The sequence below is a fragment of the Limimaricola litoreus genome (genome assembly GCF_024159025.1).
Taxonomy (GTDB): Bacteria; Pseudomonadota; Alphaproteobacteria; order Rhodobacterales; family Rhodobacteraceae; genus Limimaricola; species Limimaricola litoreus.
Map to the genome: position 1 here is coordinate 1 of NZ_JAMYXC010000030.1, position 16,693 is coordinate 16,693.

Here is a 16,693-nt window from a genome sequence, read left to right on the forward strand (position 1 = left end):
GCAGCGGCATGGTCGCGATGCGCCATAGCGCCGCCCCGGCGGCCAGCGCCGTTCCCGCCAGCGCCAGCCCGAGACCCGAGAGCCACCACGAGGGGCGCAGCGTCAGCCCGCCCGCCACCTCGGCCCCGTAGAGCCCGCGCAGCGTCGCCGCCACGTCCGGCAGCAATTGCGAGGCCAAAAGCCAGCCCAGCCCCACGCCGAGGCTGCCCGCGATCAGCGCCAGCGCCGCCATCTCCGCCAGCATCAGCCCCACCAGCCGGCCCAGCGGCACGCCCAGCGCCCGCATGGTGCGCAGCACCGGGCGGCGCTGCTCGAAGGCGAGGCCCACCGCGCCATGCACGATGAAGATGCCGACGGCGAAGCACAAAAGGCCGAAGGCCGTGAGATTGAGGTGGAAGCTGTCGGTCAGCCGCCCGACCTCCGATCCCGCCTGCGCCGGGCGCAAGGTGAGGCCGGGGGCGGCCGCCTCCAGCGCGGGGCGACCCTGTGGCTGCTCGGGGTCCACCAGCAGCGCGTCGAGGCCCTCTTGGTCCAGCATCCGCAGCGCCACCGAGATGTCGGTGATGACCGAGTTGGGTGCGACATCGGAGGCCACCACCGGCACGGCGTCGATCTCGGGCAGCCGCGCCAGCGCCTCGGCTTGACCGAAAACCTGCCCCGTGCCGCCCAGAAAGGCAGAGATATCGGCGCCTTCCGACACCGGCGCGATCCCGCCCGGGGCGGTCAGCGGATCGATCCCGATCAGCCGCAGCGGCCCGAGCCGCCCCTGCACCACCGGGCTGACCTGCCAGCCCGCCCGGCGCAGCGCGACATAGTCGTCGCGCGAGATCGTCCCGCCCGCGGCGGCCTCGATCCGGGCAAAGCGCCCCTCGCCCAGCGTCGCGGCCGCGGCGTCGTAGCTCGCGCGCGCCTCGGCGTTGATCGCCTGCACCCCCGACCACAGTCCCGTGGCCAGCGCCAAGCCCGCGATCAGCGTGAAAAGCTGCAGCGGCGCGCGGCGCCAATGCGACAGCAAGGCGAGCAACACGGTCCGGTTCACGCGATGCGCCCCGCCCGTAGATGCAGCCGCCGCCCCATCCGCGCCGCGTGATGGGCCGAATGGGTGACCATCAGCAGCGCCGCGCCCGTCTCGGCGACAAGCTCGAGCATCGCGCCCAGCACCGCCTCGGCGGTGGCTTCGTCGAGATTGCCGGTCGGCTCGTCGGCAAGCACGAGGCGCGGCCGCGCGGCAAGGGCGCGGGCGATGGCGGTGCGCTGTTGCTGGCCGCCCGAAAGCTGCTCGGGATATTTCGACAGATGCGCGGCAAGCCCCAGCCGCTCGGCCAGCTCCTGCGCCAGGCCGGCGTCGTGCCGCCCGGCGAGCCGCGCCTGAAAGGCGATGTTGGCGGCGATGTCGAGCGAGGGGATCAGGTTGAATTGCTGGAACACCACCCCCACCGTGCCGCGCCGGAGCGCCGCCCGGCCCCGGTCGTCGAGCGCGGTGACCTCCTCGCCCGCGACCTCGATCCGTCCCGAATCGGGCCGATCGAGCCCGCCGATGAGATGCAGCAGCGTCGATTTGCCCGAACCGCTCTCGCCCGTCAGCGCGAGGCTTTCGCCCGCGCCGAGCCCAAGGTCGACGCCGCGCAACACCGGCACAGGCCCTTCGGCGCCGGTGAAGCTTTTCTTGATGTCGCGCAGTTCGAGCAGCATGTAAGCCTAGCTAGGCCGATCCGGGCGGCGGGAAACAGCGATGATGCCGCAGGGGCCACCTTCCCCTCGACAGCTCCGGACGGATCGCTTTTGATGCGAAGACCCCCTGCCGGGGCCCGCATGCATGCCCCGACAAGGGACCGAAACGACGAGGATGCAGACCGAATTGACCCCGGATCGAAGCTTGCGACAGCGCCTGCGCGCGGATCTCGCCCCCTCACACGAACGGCTCGACCGGTTCTTTTCGGATCTCGACCTGGCGACGCGGCCCGGGCTGACCCTGTTCTTGCGGGCGCACCGCGCCGCCTTCGCGGCGATCCGTCCCGCGCCGGGCGGGCGCACGGGCCGGCCCCTGCTCGACCGGATGATCGCGGCGATCGACACGGATCTCGCCCGGTTGGAGGCCCCGGCCCCGCCGCGGCTGGCGCCATTGGTGCTGCACCGCCATAACGCGCAGGACTACGTGCTGCTCGGCTCGCGGCTCGGCAGCCAGCTGTTGCGCCGCAGGTGGCAGGCCGCGACCGACCCTGGCCTGCTGGCGGCAGGGGCCTATCTGTCGCTGCCACCGCTCACCGATCAGTGGCGCGGCTTTTGCGACGAGGCCGGGGCGCGCGGGGCCGATGGTACGGATGCGGACGCCGATCTGGCCGAGGCCGAACGGCTGTTTGAACTCTTTTTGTCGGCGGGCCATGCTGCCCGGCGCAGCATCTCTGCCCCCAAAAACGAACGGATAGCCTGAATGCCCGAACCCGCGACCGCCACCGTCGAACCGGTGGAACTCAGCAATTGCGATCGCGAGCAGATCCAGTTTCTCGGCCATGTGCAGCCCTATGGCTGCCTGATCGCCGTGGGCGAGGATTGGACCGTCGGGCACGTCTCGGCCAATATCGGCGAGATGCTCGGGCTCGATGTCGAGGGCACGATCGGCGCGCGCTTTCCCGAGCTGTTTCCGCGTGAGGTGGTGCATTACCTGCGCGGCCGGATCCAGATGCTGGGGCAGGACACCGGGGCGGCGCGGATCTACGGGCTCGACCTGTTCGAGGACGGGCGGCTGTTCGATCTTTCGGTGCACGTGTCGGGGCCGGGCTACCTGTTCGAGTTCGAGCCCAAGTCGAAGCGGGCGATGCATGACGAGATGTCGCTTGTGCAGCCGCTGCTGGCGCGGGTGCGCCGACGCCGCGAGATCCCCGCCATGGCGCGCGAGGCGGCGCGCGCCATGCGGGCGATGACCGGTTTCGACCGGGTCATGGTCTACCAGTTCCAGCACGACGACAGCGGCCGGGTGATCGCCGAGGCCGCCACGCCGGGCATGACGCCCTTTCTCGATCTGCGCTTTCCGGCGAGCGACATCCCCCGGCAGGCGCGCGAGCTCTATGTGCGCAACCCGATCCGGCTGATCATGGACGTGGACGCGGTGCCGCAGCCGATCGTGCCGCCGCAGACCCCGGAGGGCGCGCCGCTCGATCTGTCGCTCTCGGTGACGCGGGCGGTGTCGCCCATTCACCTCGAATACCTGCGCAACATGGGCGTGGCCGCCTCGATGTCGGTCTCGATCCTGTGCGAGGGGAAGCTATGGGGGCTGATCGCCTGTCACCACAACAGGCCGCATTACATCGATTACGAAAAGCGTTCGGCGGTGGAGTTGTTCACACAGCTGTTCTCCTACGAGATCGCCGCCGTCGAGACCGAGGCCGAGCGCCGCCAGACCCTGCAGGCGCGCCAGCTGCATGCCGGTCTGGTCGAGCAGATGGCCGATCCTGTCGCCATCTCGCGCAATTTCGACACCATCGCCGATGCGATCGGCGAGGTGATCCCCTTCGACGGCATCGCCATCTGGATCGGCGACCGGTACCACGCACAGGGCTCGGCCCCCACCTATGAGGAGTTCATGGGGCTGCTGCGCCACCTGCACGGCGTGGCGGCGGGGCGGGTGCATGGCACGGACAGGCTGATCGACAGCTATGCCGAGGCCGACGGCTTCGTCGAGCGCGCCGCGGGGCTGCTGTCCTTGCCGATCAGCCGGGGCCCGCGCGATTACATCGTGCTGTTTCGCCGCGAACAGGTCGAGGAGGTGACCTGGGCGGGCGATCCGAACAAGCCCGCGCAGCCGGGGCCGAACGGGCTCAGGCTCACCCCGCGCAAGAGCTTTGCCGCCTGGACCGAGACGGTGCGCGGCCAGAGCGCGCCATGGACCGACAGCGAGATCGCAGCCGCCGAGACGATCCGCATCACGCTGCTCGAGGTGGTGCTCAAGATCGCCGATGATTCCATCGCCGAGCGCAAGCGGGCGCAGGAGCGTCAGGAGCTGCTGATCGCCGAGCTGAACCACCGGGTGCGCAACATCCTCAACCTCGTGCGCGGGTTGGTGTCGCAAAGCGGCTCCGACGTCACCTCGGTCGAGGATTACGGCCGCATCCTCGACGGGCGCATCGACGCGCTGGCGCGCGCGCATGACCAGCTGACCGGCGCGGAATGGCAGGCCGCCTCGCTGCGCGAGCTGATCGAGACCGAAGCGACCGCCTTCGTCGCCACCGGGGCCGACCGCGTGCGCATCAGCGGCGCGGATGTGCTGTTGTCGCCCGAGGCCTTCTCGACCCTCGCGCTGGTGCTGCACGAGATGGTCACCAACGCCGCGAAATACGGCGCGCTCAAGCAGCCGCATGGGCGGGTGGAGGTCATGCTGTCGCGGCTCGAGGATGGCGCGCTCGGAATCGAATGGCGCGAGCGCGGCGGTGCGGCGGTGAAGGCGCCCAAGGGGCGCGGCTTCGGCACCACGGTGATCGAGCGCGCGATCCCCTTCGAGCTGGGCGGCGAGGCGGAGCTGCGCTTCGCACTGGCCGGGACGGAGGCCACGTTCAAGGTTCCTGCGCGCTTCGTGACGAGCGCGCCCGAGCGGCCCGCGCCCGCGCAGGGGGCCGCCGCACACCCCGTGCCAGAGGAGACGCCGATCCGGCTCTCCGGGCGGGCGCTGATCGTCGAGGACAACATGATCATCGCCATGGACGGCGCCGACATCCTGACCGAGCTGGGCTGCGACGACGTCGCCACCGCCAGCGGCGTGGGCGAAGCGCTGCGGCTGATCGAGGAGGGGGCCTTCGACATCGCCCTGCTCGACGTCAACCTCGGCCACGAAACCTCCGTCCCGGTGGCCGAGGCGCTGCAGGCGCGCAGCGTGCCGTTCCTTCTGGCGACGGGCTATGGCGAGACGGCCGGCATCACCGAGGCCTATCCGGGCGCGGTCATCCTGAAGAAGCCCTTCACCAAGCGCACGGTGCAATCGAGCTTCGCGGCGCTGCTGCGCGACCTGCCGGCGCGCTGATCGCGGCACATGGCGAACCGGTCTGGACCTCGCGGCAGCGCCGGGGCAGTCTGCCGCCGGTATCACCTGAGGGAGACGAGGCATGATCGGATCGAAGGCGCGCGGCATTGCCGGGCTTGCGGCATTGGCGGTGCTGGCAGCCTGCGAAGGCGGGCTCGTGCCCCCGCCGGCGGATCAGACGGTGCCGATGGGCTTTTCCGAGTGTCTCTCGCGGATCGACGAGACCGCCGCGCGGATCGGCCAGACGCCGGCGGTGCTGGCCGAAACCTCCGACAGCCGCATCGTGCGCTTTCGCGACGAGGGCGATTTCGTCACCGTCTCCTGCGACGCCACCGCCGCGCGGATGGTGGTGCAGACGCGCCCCGCCCCGGTCGAGACCGCCCCGGCCTTCTGAGCGGCCCCTTCTGATCGACCCCGCCCGAGAGGAGACCCCGGATGGCCGACCCGCGCGACGAGATCGAGATCCCGGCCTGGGAGGGGGACCGGCTGGTGCCGGTCGACAAGATCGAGGTGCATCGGCGCGGGCTGCGGCATCCGGCGATCAGCGTCTTCGTGAACTGGAATGGGCACACGCTGCTCCAGCAGCGCGCGGCGGGCAAGTATCACACGCCGGGGCTATGGACCAACAGCTGTTGCACCCATCCGCGCTGGGGCGAGGCCGCGCAGGACTGCGCGAGCCGCAGGCTGGGCGAGGAGCTGGGGCTGCGGGGGCTGCCGCTGCGGCCCTTGGGGCAGATCGAATACCGCGCCCCGGTCGGGGTCGAGCTGATCGAGCACGAGGTGGTCGAGGTCTTCGTGGCCGAGCTCGAGGATGAACCCCGCCCCGCCCCCGACCCGGCGGAGGTCCAGCGCACCGACTGGATGACCTTCGCGGCGCTGCGCGCCGATGTCGCGGCGCGGCCCGAACGCTACACGCCCTGGCTTGCGATCTATCTCGCCGAGCACCGCCTGGCGCTGTGATCGCGGCTCAATTGCCCGTTTCGGCCTGCTGCCGGGGGGCGAGCGTTTCGAGATAGGCGTAAATGTCGGCGGCGGCCTGCGGATCACGGACCCTGAAGGCCATCTTGCCGCGCGCGCGGCGGTCGTCGAGCACCCCGCGCAGCCAAGCGGTCGGATCCTGCACATAGGCGATGAAGCGCTCTTCGTTCCAGGTGACGCCCCGCTCGCGCATCCGGTCCATCGCATCGCCGTAGCGGAAATCCTCGACCGATCCGATCACCCGGCCGTCGATGCCATGCAGATTGGGACCGGTGCGCGCGTTGCGCCCGGCCAGCACCTTGCCATCCGGGGCCCGGACCACGTGGCAGGAGACGCATTGCCGGCCGAACTGCCGTTCGCCCTCGACTGCGTCCTGCGCCTGCGCCGGGATCGACCAGAGCCCGAGCCCCGCCACCACCGCCATGCTTCGCGCCAGCCAATTCATCGAGATCTCCCTGAACCCGTAAGCGACCGATGCTCCGATCATCCTAGCAGATATATGCTCCGGGTGGGGCATCCAATCCCCCGCCCCGACACGTCATCGTGTCGAAACGGGGCGATTTCGAGCTTGCCGACCCAGGGTTTCAGCCCTGGGCGATCAGCCCCTCCATCACCTGGTCGAGCGTCGCGGGCAGGCGGCGCACCCGCACGCCGCAGGCGTTCTCGATCGCGTTGACGACAGCCGCGCCCGAGCCGCAGATCGACAGCTCGCCGATGCCCTTGGCCTGAAGCGGGTTGGCCCAGTCGTCGCGCTCCTCGATGAAATGCACCCCGAGCTGCGGCACGTCGAGGTTCACCGGAAGGTGGTATTCGGCGAGATCGCGGTTGACCATGTGCCCGTCGCGCGGATCGTGCTCCAGCGCCTCGGTCAGCGCCAGGCCGATCCCCCAGATCATGCCGCCGTGGCACTGCGAGCGCGCGGTCTTGAGGTTGAGGATGCGCCCGGCGGCAAAGGTGCCCTCCATACGGCGCACCCGCGTCTCGCCGGTCACGTCGTTCACCGCCACCTCGGCAAATACCGCGCCCCATGTCGCCTGGCGCACCTCCTGGCCGGCCTTGCCGGGCTTGAGATGGCCCAGCGCGCGCCACTCCTCGTCGCCCAGAACCTCGGTCAGCGGCGTCTGCCGGTTGTCATGGGTCGCCACGCCGTCCTTGAGGGTCAGCTCGGTTTCCTTGACGCCGATCTTCGCCGCCAGCCGCTCGCGCAGCTCCATGCAGGCGAGATAGACCGCCGTCGAGGTCGAGGCCGCGCCGAAGCTGCCCCCCGAGCCCGAGGCAGGCGGCAGGTCGGTATCGCCCAGGACCGTCTCGACCTGCGCGGGCGCGAAGCCCAATAGCTCCGCCGCCACCTGCGTCAGGATCGCGTAGGAGCCGGTGCCGATGTCGGTCATGTCGCATTCGACCCGCGCGCCCTGCCCGGTGAGCACGACACGGGCATGTGCCTCGATCATCATATTGACGCGCACGGCCCCCGCCATGCCGGTGCCGATCCACCATTCCCCTTCGCGCCGCTGGCGCGGCTGGCTATGCTGCCAGCCAAAGCGCGCGGCCCCTTCGCGCAGCGTCGCCTCCATGGTCGAGGAGGAAAACGGCTTGCCGTTTTCGGGGTGCTTCTCCGGCACGTTCCTCAGCCGGAACTCCAGCGGGTCGATGCCCGCGGTCTTGGCCAGCTCATCCACCGCGATCTCGAAGGCGGTGACGCCCACCGCCTCGCCCGGCGCGCGCACCGATCCGGTGGCGGAGCGGCGGATGCGGGCGATGTTATGGCCCACCACCCGGTTGGGGGCGGCGTATTGGAAATGCGTGCCCTGCGCGACGGGCTCGGAAAACACCTCATCGGGCAGCTGGCTCACGAGGTTCTCGTGCCCGATTCCGGTCAGCTTGCCATCCGCGTCGCAGGACAGGCGAATGCGCTGTTTCGTCTCCGAGCGGCGGGTCACGGTCTCGAACACCTGCCGGCGGTGCAGCACCACCCGCACGGGCCGCCCAAGCACCTGCGCGCTCAGCGCCGCGGCCACCGCCTCGGGCGCAAGGCCGAGCTTGGAGCCGAAGCCGCCGCCGACATAGGGCGACAGGATGCGCACTTTATCGGGTGCGACGCCCAGCACGTCGGCCAGCTCGTTCTTGTTGAAGCGCAGGAGCTGGTAGGAGCCGCGCAGCGTCACCCGCCCCTCATCGTCCCATTGGGCGACCGAGGCATGCGGCTCCATCGCGGCGCTCGACATGGACGGCGTGCGGTAATCGTGATCGACCGAAAAAGCCGCCTCGGCCATGGCGCCGTCGAGATCGCCTTGCGAAACCTGCTTCTTTTCCGGCGTGTCGACCTCGACGCCTTCGGCCTCCGCGTCGAAGACATGGGTGCCGTCGGGCTCGATCGTCACCATCATCGCCTGTGCGGCGTGGCGCGCCTGCTCGAAGGTCTCGGCCACGACGCAGGCGACGGGTTGGCCGACATACCAGGACTGTCCCTGCTTTTGCACCGGGGATTCTCCGGCCATGCCCTGCGCCGCGTTGCGGATCATCCGCTCGTCCTCGAGCACATGCAGCACGCCGGGCATCGCGCGGATGGCCTCCGCGTTGGAGCCGGTGATCCGCCCGATGGTGGCGGCGCGCACGAGGTAGCCATGGGCCATGCCCTCGGGGTGTGTCTCGGCGGCATAGGTGGCGCGGCCCGAAACCTTGAGCCGGCCTTCGGGGCGGTCCATGTCGGTGCCGAGCACGCCCTGGGCCATGCCGTCGAGGCGACGGTCGTGGTCGGGGGTGTCGTGTTTCAGCTGGCGCGTGGTTTCCAAACTCATGCTGCGGCCTCCGTCGCCTGGCTCAGGACGGCGGCGAGGGTGCGCCGCGTCAGGGGGATCTTGAAATCATTGCCGCCATGGCCCTTGGCCTCGGTCAGCAGGATGTCGGCGGCGCGGTCGAACAGCGCGGGCGACGGGGCCTCTCCGACGAGCGCCTCCTCGACCGCCCTGTCGCGCCATGGCATCGGGCCGAGGCCACCGAAGGCGAGCTGCGCCTTGGCGATCTTGCCGTTCTCCACCTCGACAACGGCGGCGACGGAAACGAGCGCGAAGGCATAGGACGAGCGGTCGCGCACCTTGCGGTAGATCTGTCGACCACCGGCGGGGGCGGGCAGGATCACGGCGGTGATCAGCTCGCCGGGTGCCAGCACCGTCTCGATATGCGGCGTGTCGCCTGGGCTGCAGTAAAAGTCGTCGAGCGCGATCTCGCGGGTGCCGTCCTGCCCCTCGACCTCGACCCGCGCGTCCAGCGCCCGCATGGCGACGGCCATGTCGGAGGGGTGGGTGGCGATGCACTGCTCCGATGTCCCGAGGATCGCGAGGATGCGGTTCATGCCGCCCATCGCGGCGCAGCCCGATCCCGGCTCGCGCTTGTTGCAAGGCTCGCCCCGGTCGTAGAAGTAATAGCACCGCGTGCGCTGCAGCAGGTTGCCGCCCGTGGTCGCCTTGTTCCTGAGCTGTCCGCTGGCGCCCGCGAGCAATGCCCGGCTCAGCACCGGCCAGCCCCTGCGCACCCGCGCGTCGGCGGCGAGGTCCGAATTGGTGACCAGCGCGCCGATGCGCAGCCCGCCGTCCGCCGTCTCCTCAATCCCGCCGAGCTCGAGCCGGGTGATGTCGACGATCCGCTCGGGCGCCATCACCTCGAGCTTCATCAAGTCGAGCAGGTTGGTGCCGCCGGCGATGAAGCGCGTCTCGGGGCCCGCCCCGTCGCGGACCGCCTGCGCCCTGTCGCCCGCGCGGATGTAATCGAAGGCCCTCATGCCCGCGCCTCCTCTTTCGCGACCTGCCGGATCGCATCGACGATGCCCGGGTAGCACGAGCAGCGACACAGGTTGCCGCTCATCCGCTCGGAGATCTCCTCGATCGAGGCCTCGACCTGCGTCTCCAGATCCTCGGTGACATTGCTGGGCCAGCCCTTTTCGATCTCGCCCAGCATCGCGGTGGCCGAGCAGATCTGCCCCGGGGTGCAGTAACCGCACTGGTAGCCGTCATGCTCGACGAAAGCGCGCTGCAGAGGCGAAAGATCGTCGGGCGCGCCCAGCCCCTCGACGGTGGTGATCTCGTCGCCCTCGTGCATGCAGGCCAGCGTCAGACAGGAATTGATCCGCCGCCCCTCGACGATGACGGTGCAGGCGCCGCACTGGCCGTGATCGCACCCCTTCTTGGAGCCGGTGAGGCCGAGGTGATCGCGCAGCGCGTCGAGCAGCGAGGTGCGCGGGTCGAGGTCGAGCGCGTGGCGCTCGCCATTGACGTCGAGTTCAAATTGCATCGAGGGGGATCCTTCGCACGGTCGGACAATTCCGGTCCAACCGACGCCGGCAAGCAGGAGTTCCCCGCACCCGCTACCTTTCGAGCGTTACCACCCCGTGCCACAGGCCGGGGTCCTCGATGACGAAGCCGGTCTCGTGCAGCCGCAGCCGCGCATCCCGGCCCAGCGCCGGGATCGCATGATCCAGGCCATCGCGGACCCGGGCGAAGCTATGCCCAAGCGGCTCCAGCCGCCCGCCCTCCGTGGCGCGCAGCCGCGCCGTCTCGACCCCAAAAGGACGGGCATGGGGCAGATCGAGCCGGTTCAGCGGCACCAGCATCCAGGCCGGGGTGAAGCCGAGATCGAGATCGGTGCCGCGCACCGGCACCTGGCCCTCGATCGCGAAGCCCTCGTCCTGCCGGGTGATCCGGCAGGCCACAGGCCGCGCGCCGTGCAGCCCGGTCACATCCGCCGAAAGGCAGCGCCAGCCCGCATCGCAGCGCAGCGCGTAATCGAGCGCCGCCGTCTCGCCCGCCTCGTCCCAGCGCGCATGGCCGACGATCAGCCAGCCCTCGTCGAGCCGGGCAAGACGGCAGCGATCCGTGCCGTCGCGGTCGAGCCTGTGCCAGATCACGCTGGCGACGGTGGTGCCGGTCATCGCGGAATTCTCCTGCTGGGGTTGCAGGATGTTGGCACGGGCTTCGCCATGCTGTCCACGATCACGCATGCCTCGCACGGCGTCCATGCGAGATGATCAGGCCTCGTCGGCCACCTCTTCGAAAACCTGCAGGAAGGCCGCGCCGAAGCGTTCGGCGTGGCGCGCGCCCAAAAGCCGCTCCATGTCGGCCATGTCGCGCGGACGCCCCGCCGCGACACGCGCCAGCTCCTTGGCCGAACAGCTCATCGGCTTGTCATGCCCGTCCGGCCCGCGCAGCAGCTCGGCCTGCGCCGCCATCAGCCGGTCGTAGAGCGAGCCCGCGCCGCGCGTGGCGAGCTTGCGCCGGGCCGGGTGGACCTCCTCCGCTTCGCCGGTGATCACGGCGAGAAAAGCACGCCCGTAGCTTTCGAGCTTCTTGGCACCGACGCCGCCGATCCGGGCCATCTCATCGAGCGTGGCGGGCTTCTTCTCGGCCATCTCGATCAGGGTGCGGTCGGTGAAGATGATATAGGCGGGCAGGCTCGCCGCCTCGGCCAACGCGCGCCGCTTGGCCTTGAGCGCCGAGAGCAGCGGAGCGTCCTCTTCTGACACCATCTCGCGCACCTTTGGCCCGGAGCGTGCGGATTTGATCGTGTCCTTTCTAAGCGTGATGCTTTCCTCGCCGCGCAGAATTGGTCTTGCCGCCTCGGTCATCCTGAGCGCGCCGTGGCGCTCGGGGTCGGGGCGCATCAGGTCGCGGCCCATGATCTGTCTGAAGATCGCCTGCCATTGCGCCTTGGAATGCGCCTTGCCGACGCCGAAGGTCGGCAGATCCTCGTGGCCGCGCTGCCTCACCTTCTCGGTGGCATTGCCCATGACGATGTCGATCAGGTGCCCCGCGCCAAAGCGCTCGTCGGTCCTGAGCGCAGCCGAAAGCGCCATGCGCACCGGCTGGGTCGCGTCAAAGGTCTCGGGCGGCTTGTCGCACAGGTCGCAATAGCCGCAGGGCGCGCCGGGCGCTTCGCCGAAATAGCCCAGGAGCACGCTGCGGCGGCAGTCCAGCGCCTCGGCGAGGCCCAGAAGCGCGTTGAGCCGGCCATGATCGGCGGCGCGGCGCTCGGGCGGGGCCAGCCCCTCGTCGATCTGCTGGCGGCGGTAGCGGATGTCATCGGGCCCATAGAGGGTCAGCGTCTCGGAAGGCGCGCCGTCGCGCCCGGCGCGGCCGATCTCCTGGTAATAGGCCTCGATGCTCTTGGGCAGGTCGGCATGGGCGACCCAGCGGATGTCGGGCTTGTCGATGCCCATGCCGAAGGCGACGGTTGCGGCAACGATGAGCCCGTCCTCCTGTTGGAACCGCGTCTCGGCCTCGCGCCGGTCGCCGGCCTCCATGCCGCCATGGTAGTGCAGCGCCGAATGCCCCGCCTCGCGCAGCGCGGCGGCCAGCGCCTCGGTCTTGGCCCGCGTGCCGCAATAGACGATGCCGGACTGCCCCCGCCGCCGATCGGCGAAATCGAGGATCTGGCGGCGCGGGCTGTCCTTCACGGCAAAGGCGAGGTGGATGTTGGGTCGATCGAAACCGCGCAGGAAGGTCTCGGGCTGGTTTCCCTCGAACAGCTTCTGGACGATCTCCTCGCGCGTTTCGGCATCCGCCGTGGCGGTGAAGGCCGCGAGCGGCACGCCGAGCTGGCGCTTGAGGTCACCGATGCGCAGGTAATCGGGGCGGAAATCATGCCCCCACTGGCTGACGCAATGCGCCTCGTCCACCGCGATGAGCGAAGCGCCCGCGCGTTGCAGCAGCGGCACGGTGGCGCCCGAGGCAAGGCGCTCCGGCGCCATGTAGAGCAGCTTCAGCCGCCCCTCGCGCAGCGCGGCCAGCACCGCGTCGGTCTCCTCCGGCGTGTTGCCCGAGGTCAGCGCGCCTGCCTCGACCCCCGCCTCGCGCAGGCCGCGCACCTGATCGCGCATCAGCGCGATCAGCGGCGAGATCACCACCGTCACCCCGTCGCGCACCAGCGCGGGCAGCTGGTAGCACAGCGACTTGCCGCCCCCCGTGGGCATGATCGCCAGCACGTCGTGCCCGGCCGTCACCGCGTCGACGATCTCCTCCTGTCCGGGGCGGAAGGCGTCGAATCCGAAGACGTCGCGCAGATGGGTCGCTGGGCTCATCGGGGGCTTACCTCGGCTGGGGCGGCGCGTGGGCGCGCCGGTCCTGAAATGCGCGGCATCCCGGCGCGCAGGCCGGGGGCTGCGTCAGTAGAACGCGGCGGCGTTGTTCCTCAGGATGATCTCGAGCGCATAGATGCCGACGAGCACCACCAGCGGCGCGAGGTCGAGCCCGCCCATCTGCGGCAGGATGCGGCGCACCGGGGCGTAGAGCGGCTCCAGCAGACGGGTCAGACCGTCCCAGATCTGCGCGACCAGCGGCTGGCGCAGGTTCAGCACCTGGAAGCTGATCAGCCAGCTCATGATGAAATGCGCGAAGATGAAGAAGGTCGCGATGTCGAGGATGAGCATCAGGATCTGGAAGAGCGAGGTCATGGATGGTCCGTCCGGGGCTTCTTGGGGTCGCACGACAGGTAAGGAGCCAGACCCCCAAGAGCAATCCCGAAGGCCCGCCTTGCGACCATGGGTCCTTTGCGTCACCCGTTGACGCGCCCGTCACCCTCGCGCAACTTGCGCGGCGATCCTCGCCTCCGGAGTTCCCGATGTATCCCTTCATCCGCATGTTCTGGCAGTTCTGGCGCCACCGCAAGGATGCCCCCCTGCCCGTCACCGGCACGCATGAGAGCCGGCATGTCGTGATGCCTTGGGATCTCGACTTCTGGAACGAGCTGAACAATGGCCGGACGCTGACGCTGTTCGATCTTGGCCGGATGCCGCTGTCCAAGCGCATCGGCGTGATCGGCGCGCTGCGCAAAAGTGGCTGGGGCATGGCCGTGGCGGGTGTTTCGGTGCGCTACCGCCGCCGGGTGCAGGGCTTTGCCCGGCTGACCATGCGCAGCCGCGCCATCTGCTGGGACGACCGCTATGTCTATACCGAGCAGGGCATGTTCCGCGCCGATGGCGAATGCACGAGCCACGCGCTGGTGCGGCTCGCCATCACCGACCGCAAGCGCGGCGGCGTGGTGAACCCGGCGCGGCTGATGGAGGCGCTGGGACAGAACCCCGCCTCGCCGCCGATGCCCGAGTGGATCGCCGACTGGGTGCGTGCCGAGGCCGAGCGGCCATGGCCGCCCATGGCGGATGCGGGCGCCGAGGCCATGGCGGCGGAGTAGCCCCCTGCCGCCCGCGCGCCTTCGACCCGCCGGGGCGTTCGCGGCCGAGGCTGCGCCATGCGTATTTGGAGAAAGATGAACCGGGGGGCCGCGCCTTCCCTTTCATCTTTCTTTAAATACGCAAATCCCGCAGCCGATGGCAGGCGCCGTCCCTGCAATGCGGCGCAGGCCGGACGCAGCCGCGGCGAAATCCGCGCCGGGCCGTGGACAGTTCCGCCGCACCGCTGTCTGATCCGCCCGAGCGGGACGGGGATCGGTGATGGCGAGCAGGAAACGGATCTGGGGCTGGATGATCTTCGATCTGGCACAGCAACCCTATGCCACGCTCGGCCTGACCTTCATCTTCGGCCCCTATTTCGCCGCCGTCGCCACCGCGCGCTTTGCCCGCGAAGGGCTTTCCACGGCCGAGGCGGATGCGGCAGCGCAATCGCTGTGGGGCACGGGGCAGACTGTGGCGGGGCTCGTCATCGCCTTTACCGCGCCGGTGCTGGGCGCGCTGGCCGATGCCTCCGGACGGCGAATGCCGTGGATCGCGGGGTTTTCGGTCATTGTGGTGATCTGCGCCGCCTCGCTTTGGGTGCTGGAGCCCGACGGGGCAATACTGATCCCGGCGCTCGTGCTGTTCTTTGCGGGCTTCGTCGCCGCCGAATCGGCCACCAACGTCAACAACGCGCTGCTGCCCTCGCTTGCGACAGGGCCGATGATCGGGCGGATCTCGGGCTCGGGCGCGGCGCTGGGCTACTGGGGCGGGGTGGTGTCGCTGATCCTCGTGCTGCTGCTCTTTGCCGAGAACGCGAGCGGCGTGACGCTTCTGGGCCGTCCGCCTGTCTTGGGTCTCGACCCGGAGATGCGCGAGGGCACCCGCGCGACGGGGCCGATCATCGCGGCGTGGTACGCGGTGTTCATCATCCCCTTCTTCGCATGGGTGCGCGACGCGGGGCCGGTGGCGCGGGCGCGGGTGACGCCGCGTCTGATCGCGGCGCGGCTGGCCGAGACGCTGCGCGACGTGGCGCGCCGGCCGAGCCTCGCCGCCTTTCTCGCGGCCTCGATGCTCTACCGCGACGCGCTGGCGGCGATCTATGCCTTTGGCGGGCTCTATGCGACGCTGGTGCTGGGCTGGTCGGTGATCGAGATCGGCGTCTTCGGCATCATCGGCGCCATCGCCGCGGCGGTGCTGACCTGGGCGGGCGGGCTGGCGGATGCGGGGATAGGCCCCAAACCGGTGATCCGCGCCTCCGTCTGGGTGCTGATCGGCGTGTCGGTCCTCGTCGTTTCGATGAGCCGCGACAGCCTGTTCGGCATCGCTCTCGCCCCCGGCTCGAAGCTGCCCGACATGCTGTTCTACCTGTGCGGTGCGCTGATCGGCGGGGCGGGGGGCGCGCTTTACGCGGCCTCGCGCAGCCTGATGGTGCGCCATGCCGACCCGGCGCGCGCGACCGAGGCCTTCGGGCTTTTCGCGCTCTCGGGGCGCGCCACCGCCTTTCTCGCGCCCATGGCGATCACCTTCGCCACATGGATGAGCGGATCGGTGCGCGCCGGCCTGGTCCCGGTGATCGCCCTGTTCGCACTGGCGCTGTTTCTGCTAGGGTGGGTCAACAAGAACGGAGACCGAGCAGCATGATCCGCCCCCTCGCCGCCGCCCTTCTGGGCCTCGGCCTTCTCGCCGCCTGTGAAAGCGAAGCGCCCGCCCCGCGCGCGGTCGTCTCCTCGCAGAACGCCAACGACAGCCGCATCGCCAAACAGCTCTTCGGCCATGTCTCGACCGCCTCGTCGCAGCGCTCCGAATCGCTCGGCTTCTATTCCAAGGGCTGCCAGGCCGGCGCGGCGCAGCTGCCCGAGACCGGGCCGACATGGCAGGCGATGCGCCTGTCGCGCAACCGCAACTGGGCCCAGCCCGAGACGATCGACTTCCTGCAGGACCTGTCGCGCGAGGCCGCGAAGCTGCCCGGCTGGAACGGCATCTACGTGGGCGATCTGAGCCAGCCGCGCGGCGGGCCGATGCTGACCGGCCATGCCAGCCACCAGACCGGCATCGACGCCGACATCTGGTTGCGCCGCACCGACCGGCTCGACCTGAGCCGGGCCGAGCGCGAGGCGATCTCCTCGACCAACATGCAGGCGCGTGGCGGCGCCTATACCAACGCCGACTGGACGCCGCAGCACATGGCGCTCGTCAAGGCCGCCGCTTCCGACCCGCGCACCGCGCGGATCTTCATCTTCCCCGGCGCCAAGGTCGCGATGTGCGACGCCGAGACGGGCGACCGCTCCTGGCTCAGGAAGGTCCGGCCTTGGTGGGGCCACAACACGCATTTCCACGTGCGGCTGGACTGCCTGCCCGGCGACAGCGCCTGCGAATCCCAGGATCCGCCGCCGCCGGGCGATGGCTGCGACCAGGCGCGCGAATGGCAGGCCAACATCCTCAACCCGCCCGCCCCCGATCCGGACGCGCCCGCCCCCAAGCCCAAGCGCGAGATCACCATGGCCGACCTGCCCGGCCAATGCGCCGCCGTGCTGGCGAGCGACTGA

General features: G+C 70.0%; 16 protein-coding genes. 7 read left to right on the forward strand and 9 right to left on the reverse strand.

What is annotated here, in order from left to right; genetic code table 11:
- Positions 1-1,039, reverse strand: a 1,039-nt coding sequence (locus tag NHG85_RS02455; RefSeq protein ID WP_253329490.1) for an FtsX-like permease family protein, incomplete at its 3' end; no start/stop codon positions are given.
- Entirely contained in the window at positions 1,036-1,692 is a 657-nt protein-coding gene (locus tag NHG85_RS02460; RefSeq protein WP_253329492.1) for an ABC transporter ATP-binding protein, read from the reverse strand. The genes NHG85_RS02455 and NHG85_RS02460, both read right to left, overlap by 4 nt.
- Before the next feature lie 184 nt (positions 1,693-1,876).
- Between NHG85_RS02460 and NHG85_RS02465 the strand changes: the two genes are divergently transcribed.
- The 4 genes from NHG85_RS02465 to idi all read left to right on the forward strand — a co-directional run bounded on the left by NHG85_RS02465 (position 1,877) and on the right by idi (position 5,971).
- Positions 1,877-2,431 (forward strand): heme oxygenase-like domain-containing protein, encoded by a 555-nt coding sequence (locus NHG85_RS02465; RefSeq protein ID WP_253329494.1) that lies wholly within the window; start codon positions 1,877-1,879, stop codon positions 2,429-2,431.
- Positions 2,432-5,011, forward strand: coding sequence for an HWE histidine kinase domain-containing protein (locus NHG85_RS02470; protein ID WP_253329496.1), 2,580 nt, complete (start codon positions 2,432-2,434; stop codon positions 5,009-5,011).
- Between the two features lie 82 nt (positions 5,012-5,093).
- A complete protein-coding gene (locus tag NHG85_RS02475) occupies positions 5,094-5,405 on the forward strand; it encodes a hypothetical protein (protein WP_253329498.1) in 312 nt (103 codons plus the stop codon).
- A gap of 41 nt (positions 5,406-5,446) precedes the next feature.
- Positions 5,447-5,971 carry an isopentenyl-diphosphate delta-isomerase gene (gene idi / locus NHG85_RS02480; RefSeq protein ID WP_253329500.1) on the forward strand — a complete coding sequence of 175 codons (525 nt, stop codon included), beginning with the start codon at positions 5,447-5,449 and terminating at the stop codon, positions 5,969-5,971.
- A 7-nt stretch (positions 5,972-5,978) separates the two neighbouring features.
- Here idi and NHG85_RS02485 read toward each other — a convergent pair whose 3' ends face one another.
- From NHG85_RS02485 to NHG85_RS02515, 7 genes are all read right to left on the reverse strand, one after another.
- Entirely contained in the window at positions 5,979-6,434 is a 456-nt protein-coding gene (locus NHG85_RS02485) for a c-type cytochrome (protein ID WP_253329502.1), read from the reverse strand.
- A gap of 139 nt (positions 6,435-6,573) precedes the next feature.
- The gene (locus NHG85_RS02490) at positions 6,574-8,787 is read right to left on the reverse strand and encodes a xanthine dehydrogenase family protein molybdopterin-binding subunit (RefSeq protein WP_253329504.1); all 2,214 of its coding nucleotides are present in this window, start codon (positions 8,785-8,787) and stop codon (positions 6,574-6,576) included.
- Positions 8,784-9,767 carry an FAD binding domain-containing protein gene (locus NHG85_RS02495; RefSeq protein ID WP_253329506.1) on the reverse strand — a complete coding sequence of 328 codons (984 nt, stop codon included), beginning with the start codon at positions 9,765-9,767 and terminating at the stop codon, positions 8,784-8,786. The genes NHG85_RS02490 and NHG85_RS02495 overlap by 4 nt, the downstream gene beginning before the upstream one ends.
- Complete coding sequence (locus NHG85_RS02500; protein ID WP_253329508.1) at positions 9,764-10,276, reverse strand: 2Fe-2S iron-sulfur cluster-binding protein; 513 nt, start codon at positions 10,274-10,276, stop codon at positions 9,764-9,766. Before NHG85_RS02500 ends, NHG85_RS02495 begins: the two co-directional genes overlap by 4 nt.
- A gap of 73 nt (positions 10,277-10,349) precedes the next feature.
- The gene (locus NHG85_RS02505; protein WP_253329509.1) at positions 10,350-10,982 is read right to left on the reverse strand and encodes a putative glycolipid-binding domain-containing protein; all 633 of its coding nucleotides are present in this window, start codon (positions 10,980-10,982) and stop codon (positions 10,350-10,352) included.
- A gap of 27 nt (positions 10,983-11,009) precedes the next feature.
- Complete coding sequence (gene recQ / locus NHG85_RS02510) at positions 11,010-13,058, reverse strand: DNA helicase RecQ (protein WP_253329511.1); 2,049 nt, start codon at positions 13,056-13,058, stop codon at positions 11,010-11,012.
- 84 nt (positions 13,059-13,142) lie between these two features.
- Complete coding sequence (locus NHG85_RS02515) at positions 13,143-13,430, reverse strand: YggT family protein (RefSeq protein ID WP_099275525.1); 288 nt, start codon at positions 13,428-13,430, stop codon at positions 13,143-13,145.
- Positions 13,431-13,597: 167 nt separating this feature from the next.
- On the opposite strand from NHG85_RS02515, the gene NHG85_RS02520 reads away from it, so the two are divergent.
- From NHG85_RS02520 to mepA, 3 genes are all read left to right on the forward strand, one after another.
- Positions 13,598-14,167 carry an acyl-CoA thioesterase gene (locus tag NHG85_RS02520; protein ID WP_253329513.1) on the forward strand — a complete coding sequence of 190 codons (570 nt, stop codon included), beginning with the start codon at positions 13,598-13,600 and terminating at the stop codon, positions 14,165-14,167.
- Between the two features lie 259 nt (positions 14,168-14,426).
- Positions 14,427-15,788, forward strand: a complete 1,362-nt coding sequence (locus NHG85_RS02525; RefSeq protein ID WP_253329515.1) for an MFS transporter — start codon at positions 14,427-14,429, stop codon at positions 15,786-15,788.
- Positions 15,785-16,693: a penicillin-insensitive murein endopeptidase gene (gene mepA / locus NHG85_RS02530; RefSeq protein WP_253329517.1), complete on the forward strand. Its 909-nt coding sequence runs from the start codon at positions 15,785-15,787 to the stop codon at positions 16,691-16,693. Before NHG85_RS02525 ends, mepA begins: the two co-directional genes overlap by 4 nt.

Coding starts and splice junctions, on each gene's coding strand:
- idi (WP_253329500.1), top strand. CDS start 5,447: ATGGCCGACCCGCGCGACGAGATCGAGATCCCGGCCTGGGAGGGGGAC.
- mepA (WP_253329517.1), top strand. CDS start 15,785: ATGATCCGCCCCCTCGCCGCCGCCCTTCTGGGCCTCGGCCTTCTCGCC.
- NHG85_RS02500 (WP_253329508.1), bottom strand. CDS start 10,276: ATGCAATTTGAACTCGACGTCAATGGCGAGCGCCACGCGCTCGACCTC.
- NHG85_RS02490 (WP_253329504.1), bottom strand. CDS start 8,787: ATGAGTTTGGAAACCACGCGCCAGCTGAAACACGACACCCCCGACCAC.
- NHG85_RS02525 (WP_253329515.1), top strand. CDS start 14,427: ATGGCGAGCAGGAAACGGATCTGGGGCTGGATGATCTTCGATCTGGCA.
- NHG85_RS02485 (WP_253329502.1), bottom strand. CDS start 6,434: ATGAATTGGCTGGCGCGAAGCATGGCGGTGGTGGCGGGGCTCGGGCTC.
- NHG85_RS02495 (WP_253329506.1), bottom strand. CDS start 9,767: ATGAGGGCCTTCGATTACATCCGCGCGGGCGACAGGGCGCAGGCGGTC.
- NHG85_RS02515 (WP_099275525.1), bottom strand. CDS start 13,430: ATGACCTCGCTCTTCCAGATCCTGATGCTCATCCTCGACATCGCGACC.
- NHG85_RS02475 (WP_253329498.1), top strand. CDS start 5,094: ATGATCGGATCGAAGGCGCGCGGCATTGCCGGGCTTGCGGCATTGGCG.
- NHG85_RS02460 (WP_253329492.1), bottom strand. CDS start 1,692: ATGCTGCTCGAACTGCGCGACATCAAGAAAAGCTTCACCGGCGCCGAA.
- NHG85_RS02520 (WP_253329513.1), top strand. CDS start 13,598: ATGTATCCCTTCATCCGCATGTTCTGGCAGTTCTGGCGCCACCGCAAG.
- NHG85_RS02505 (WP_253329509.1), bottom strand. CDS start 10,982: ATGCGTGATCGTGGACAGCATGGCGAAGCCCGTGCCAACATCCTGCAA.
- NHG85_RS02470 (WP_253329496.1), top strand. CDS start 2,432: ATGCCCGAACCCGCGACCGCCACCGTCGAACCGGTGGAACTCAGCAAT.
- recQ (WP_253329511.1), bottom strand. CDS start 13,058: ATGAGCCCAGCGACCCATCTGCGCGACGTCTTCGGATTCGACGCCTTC.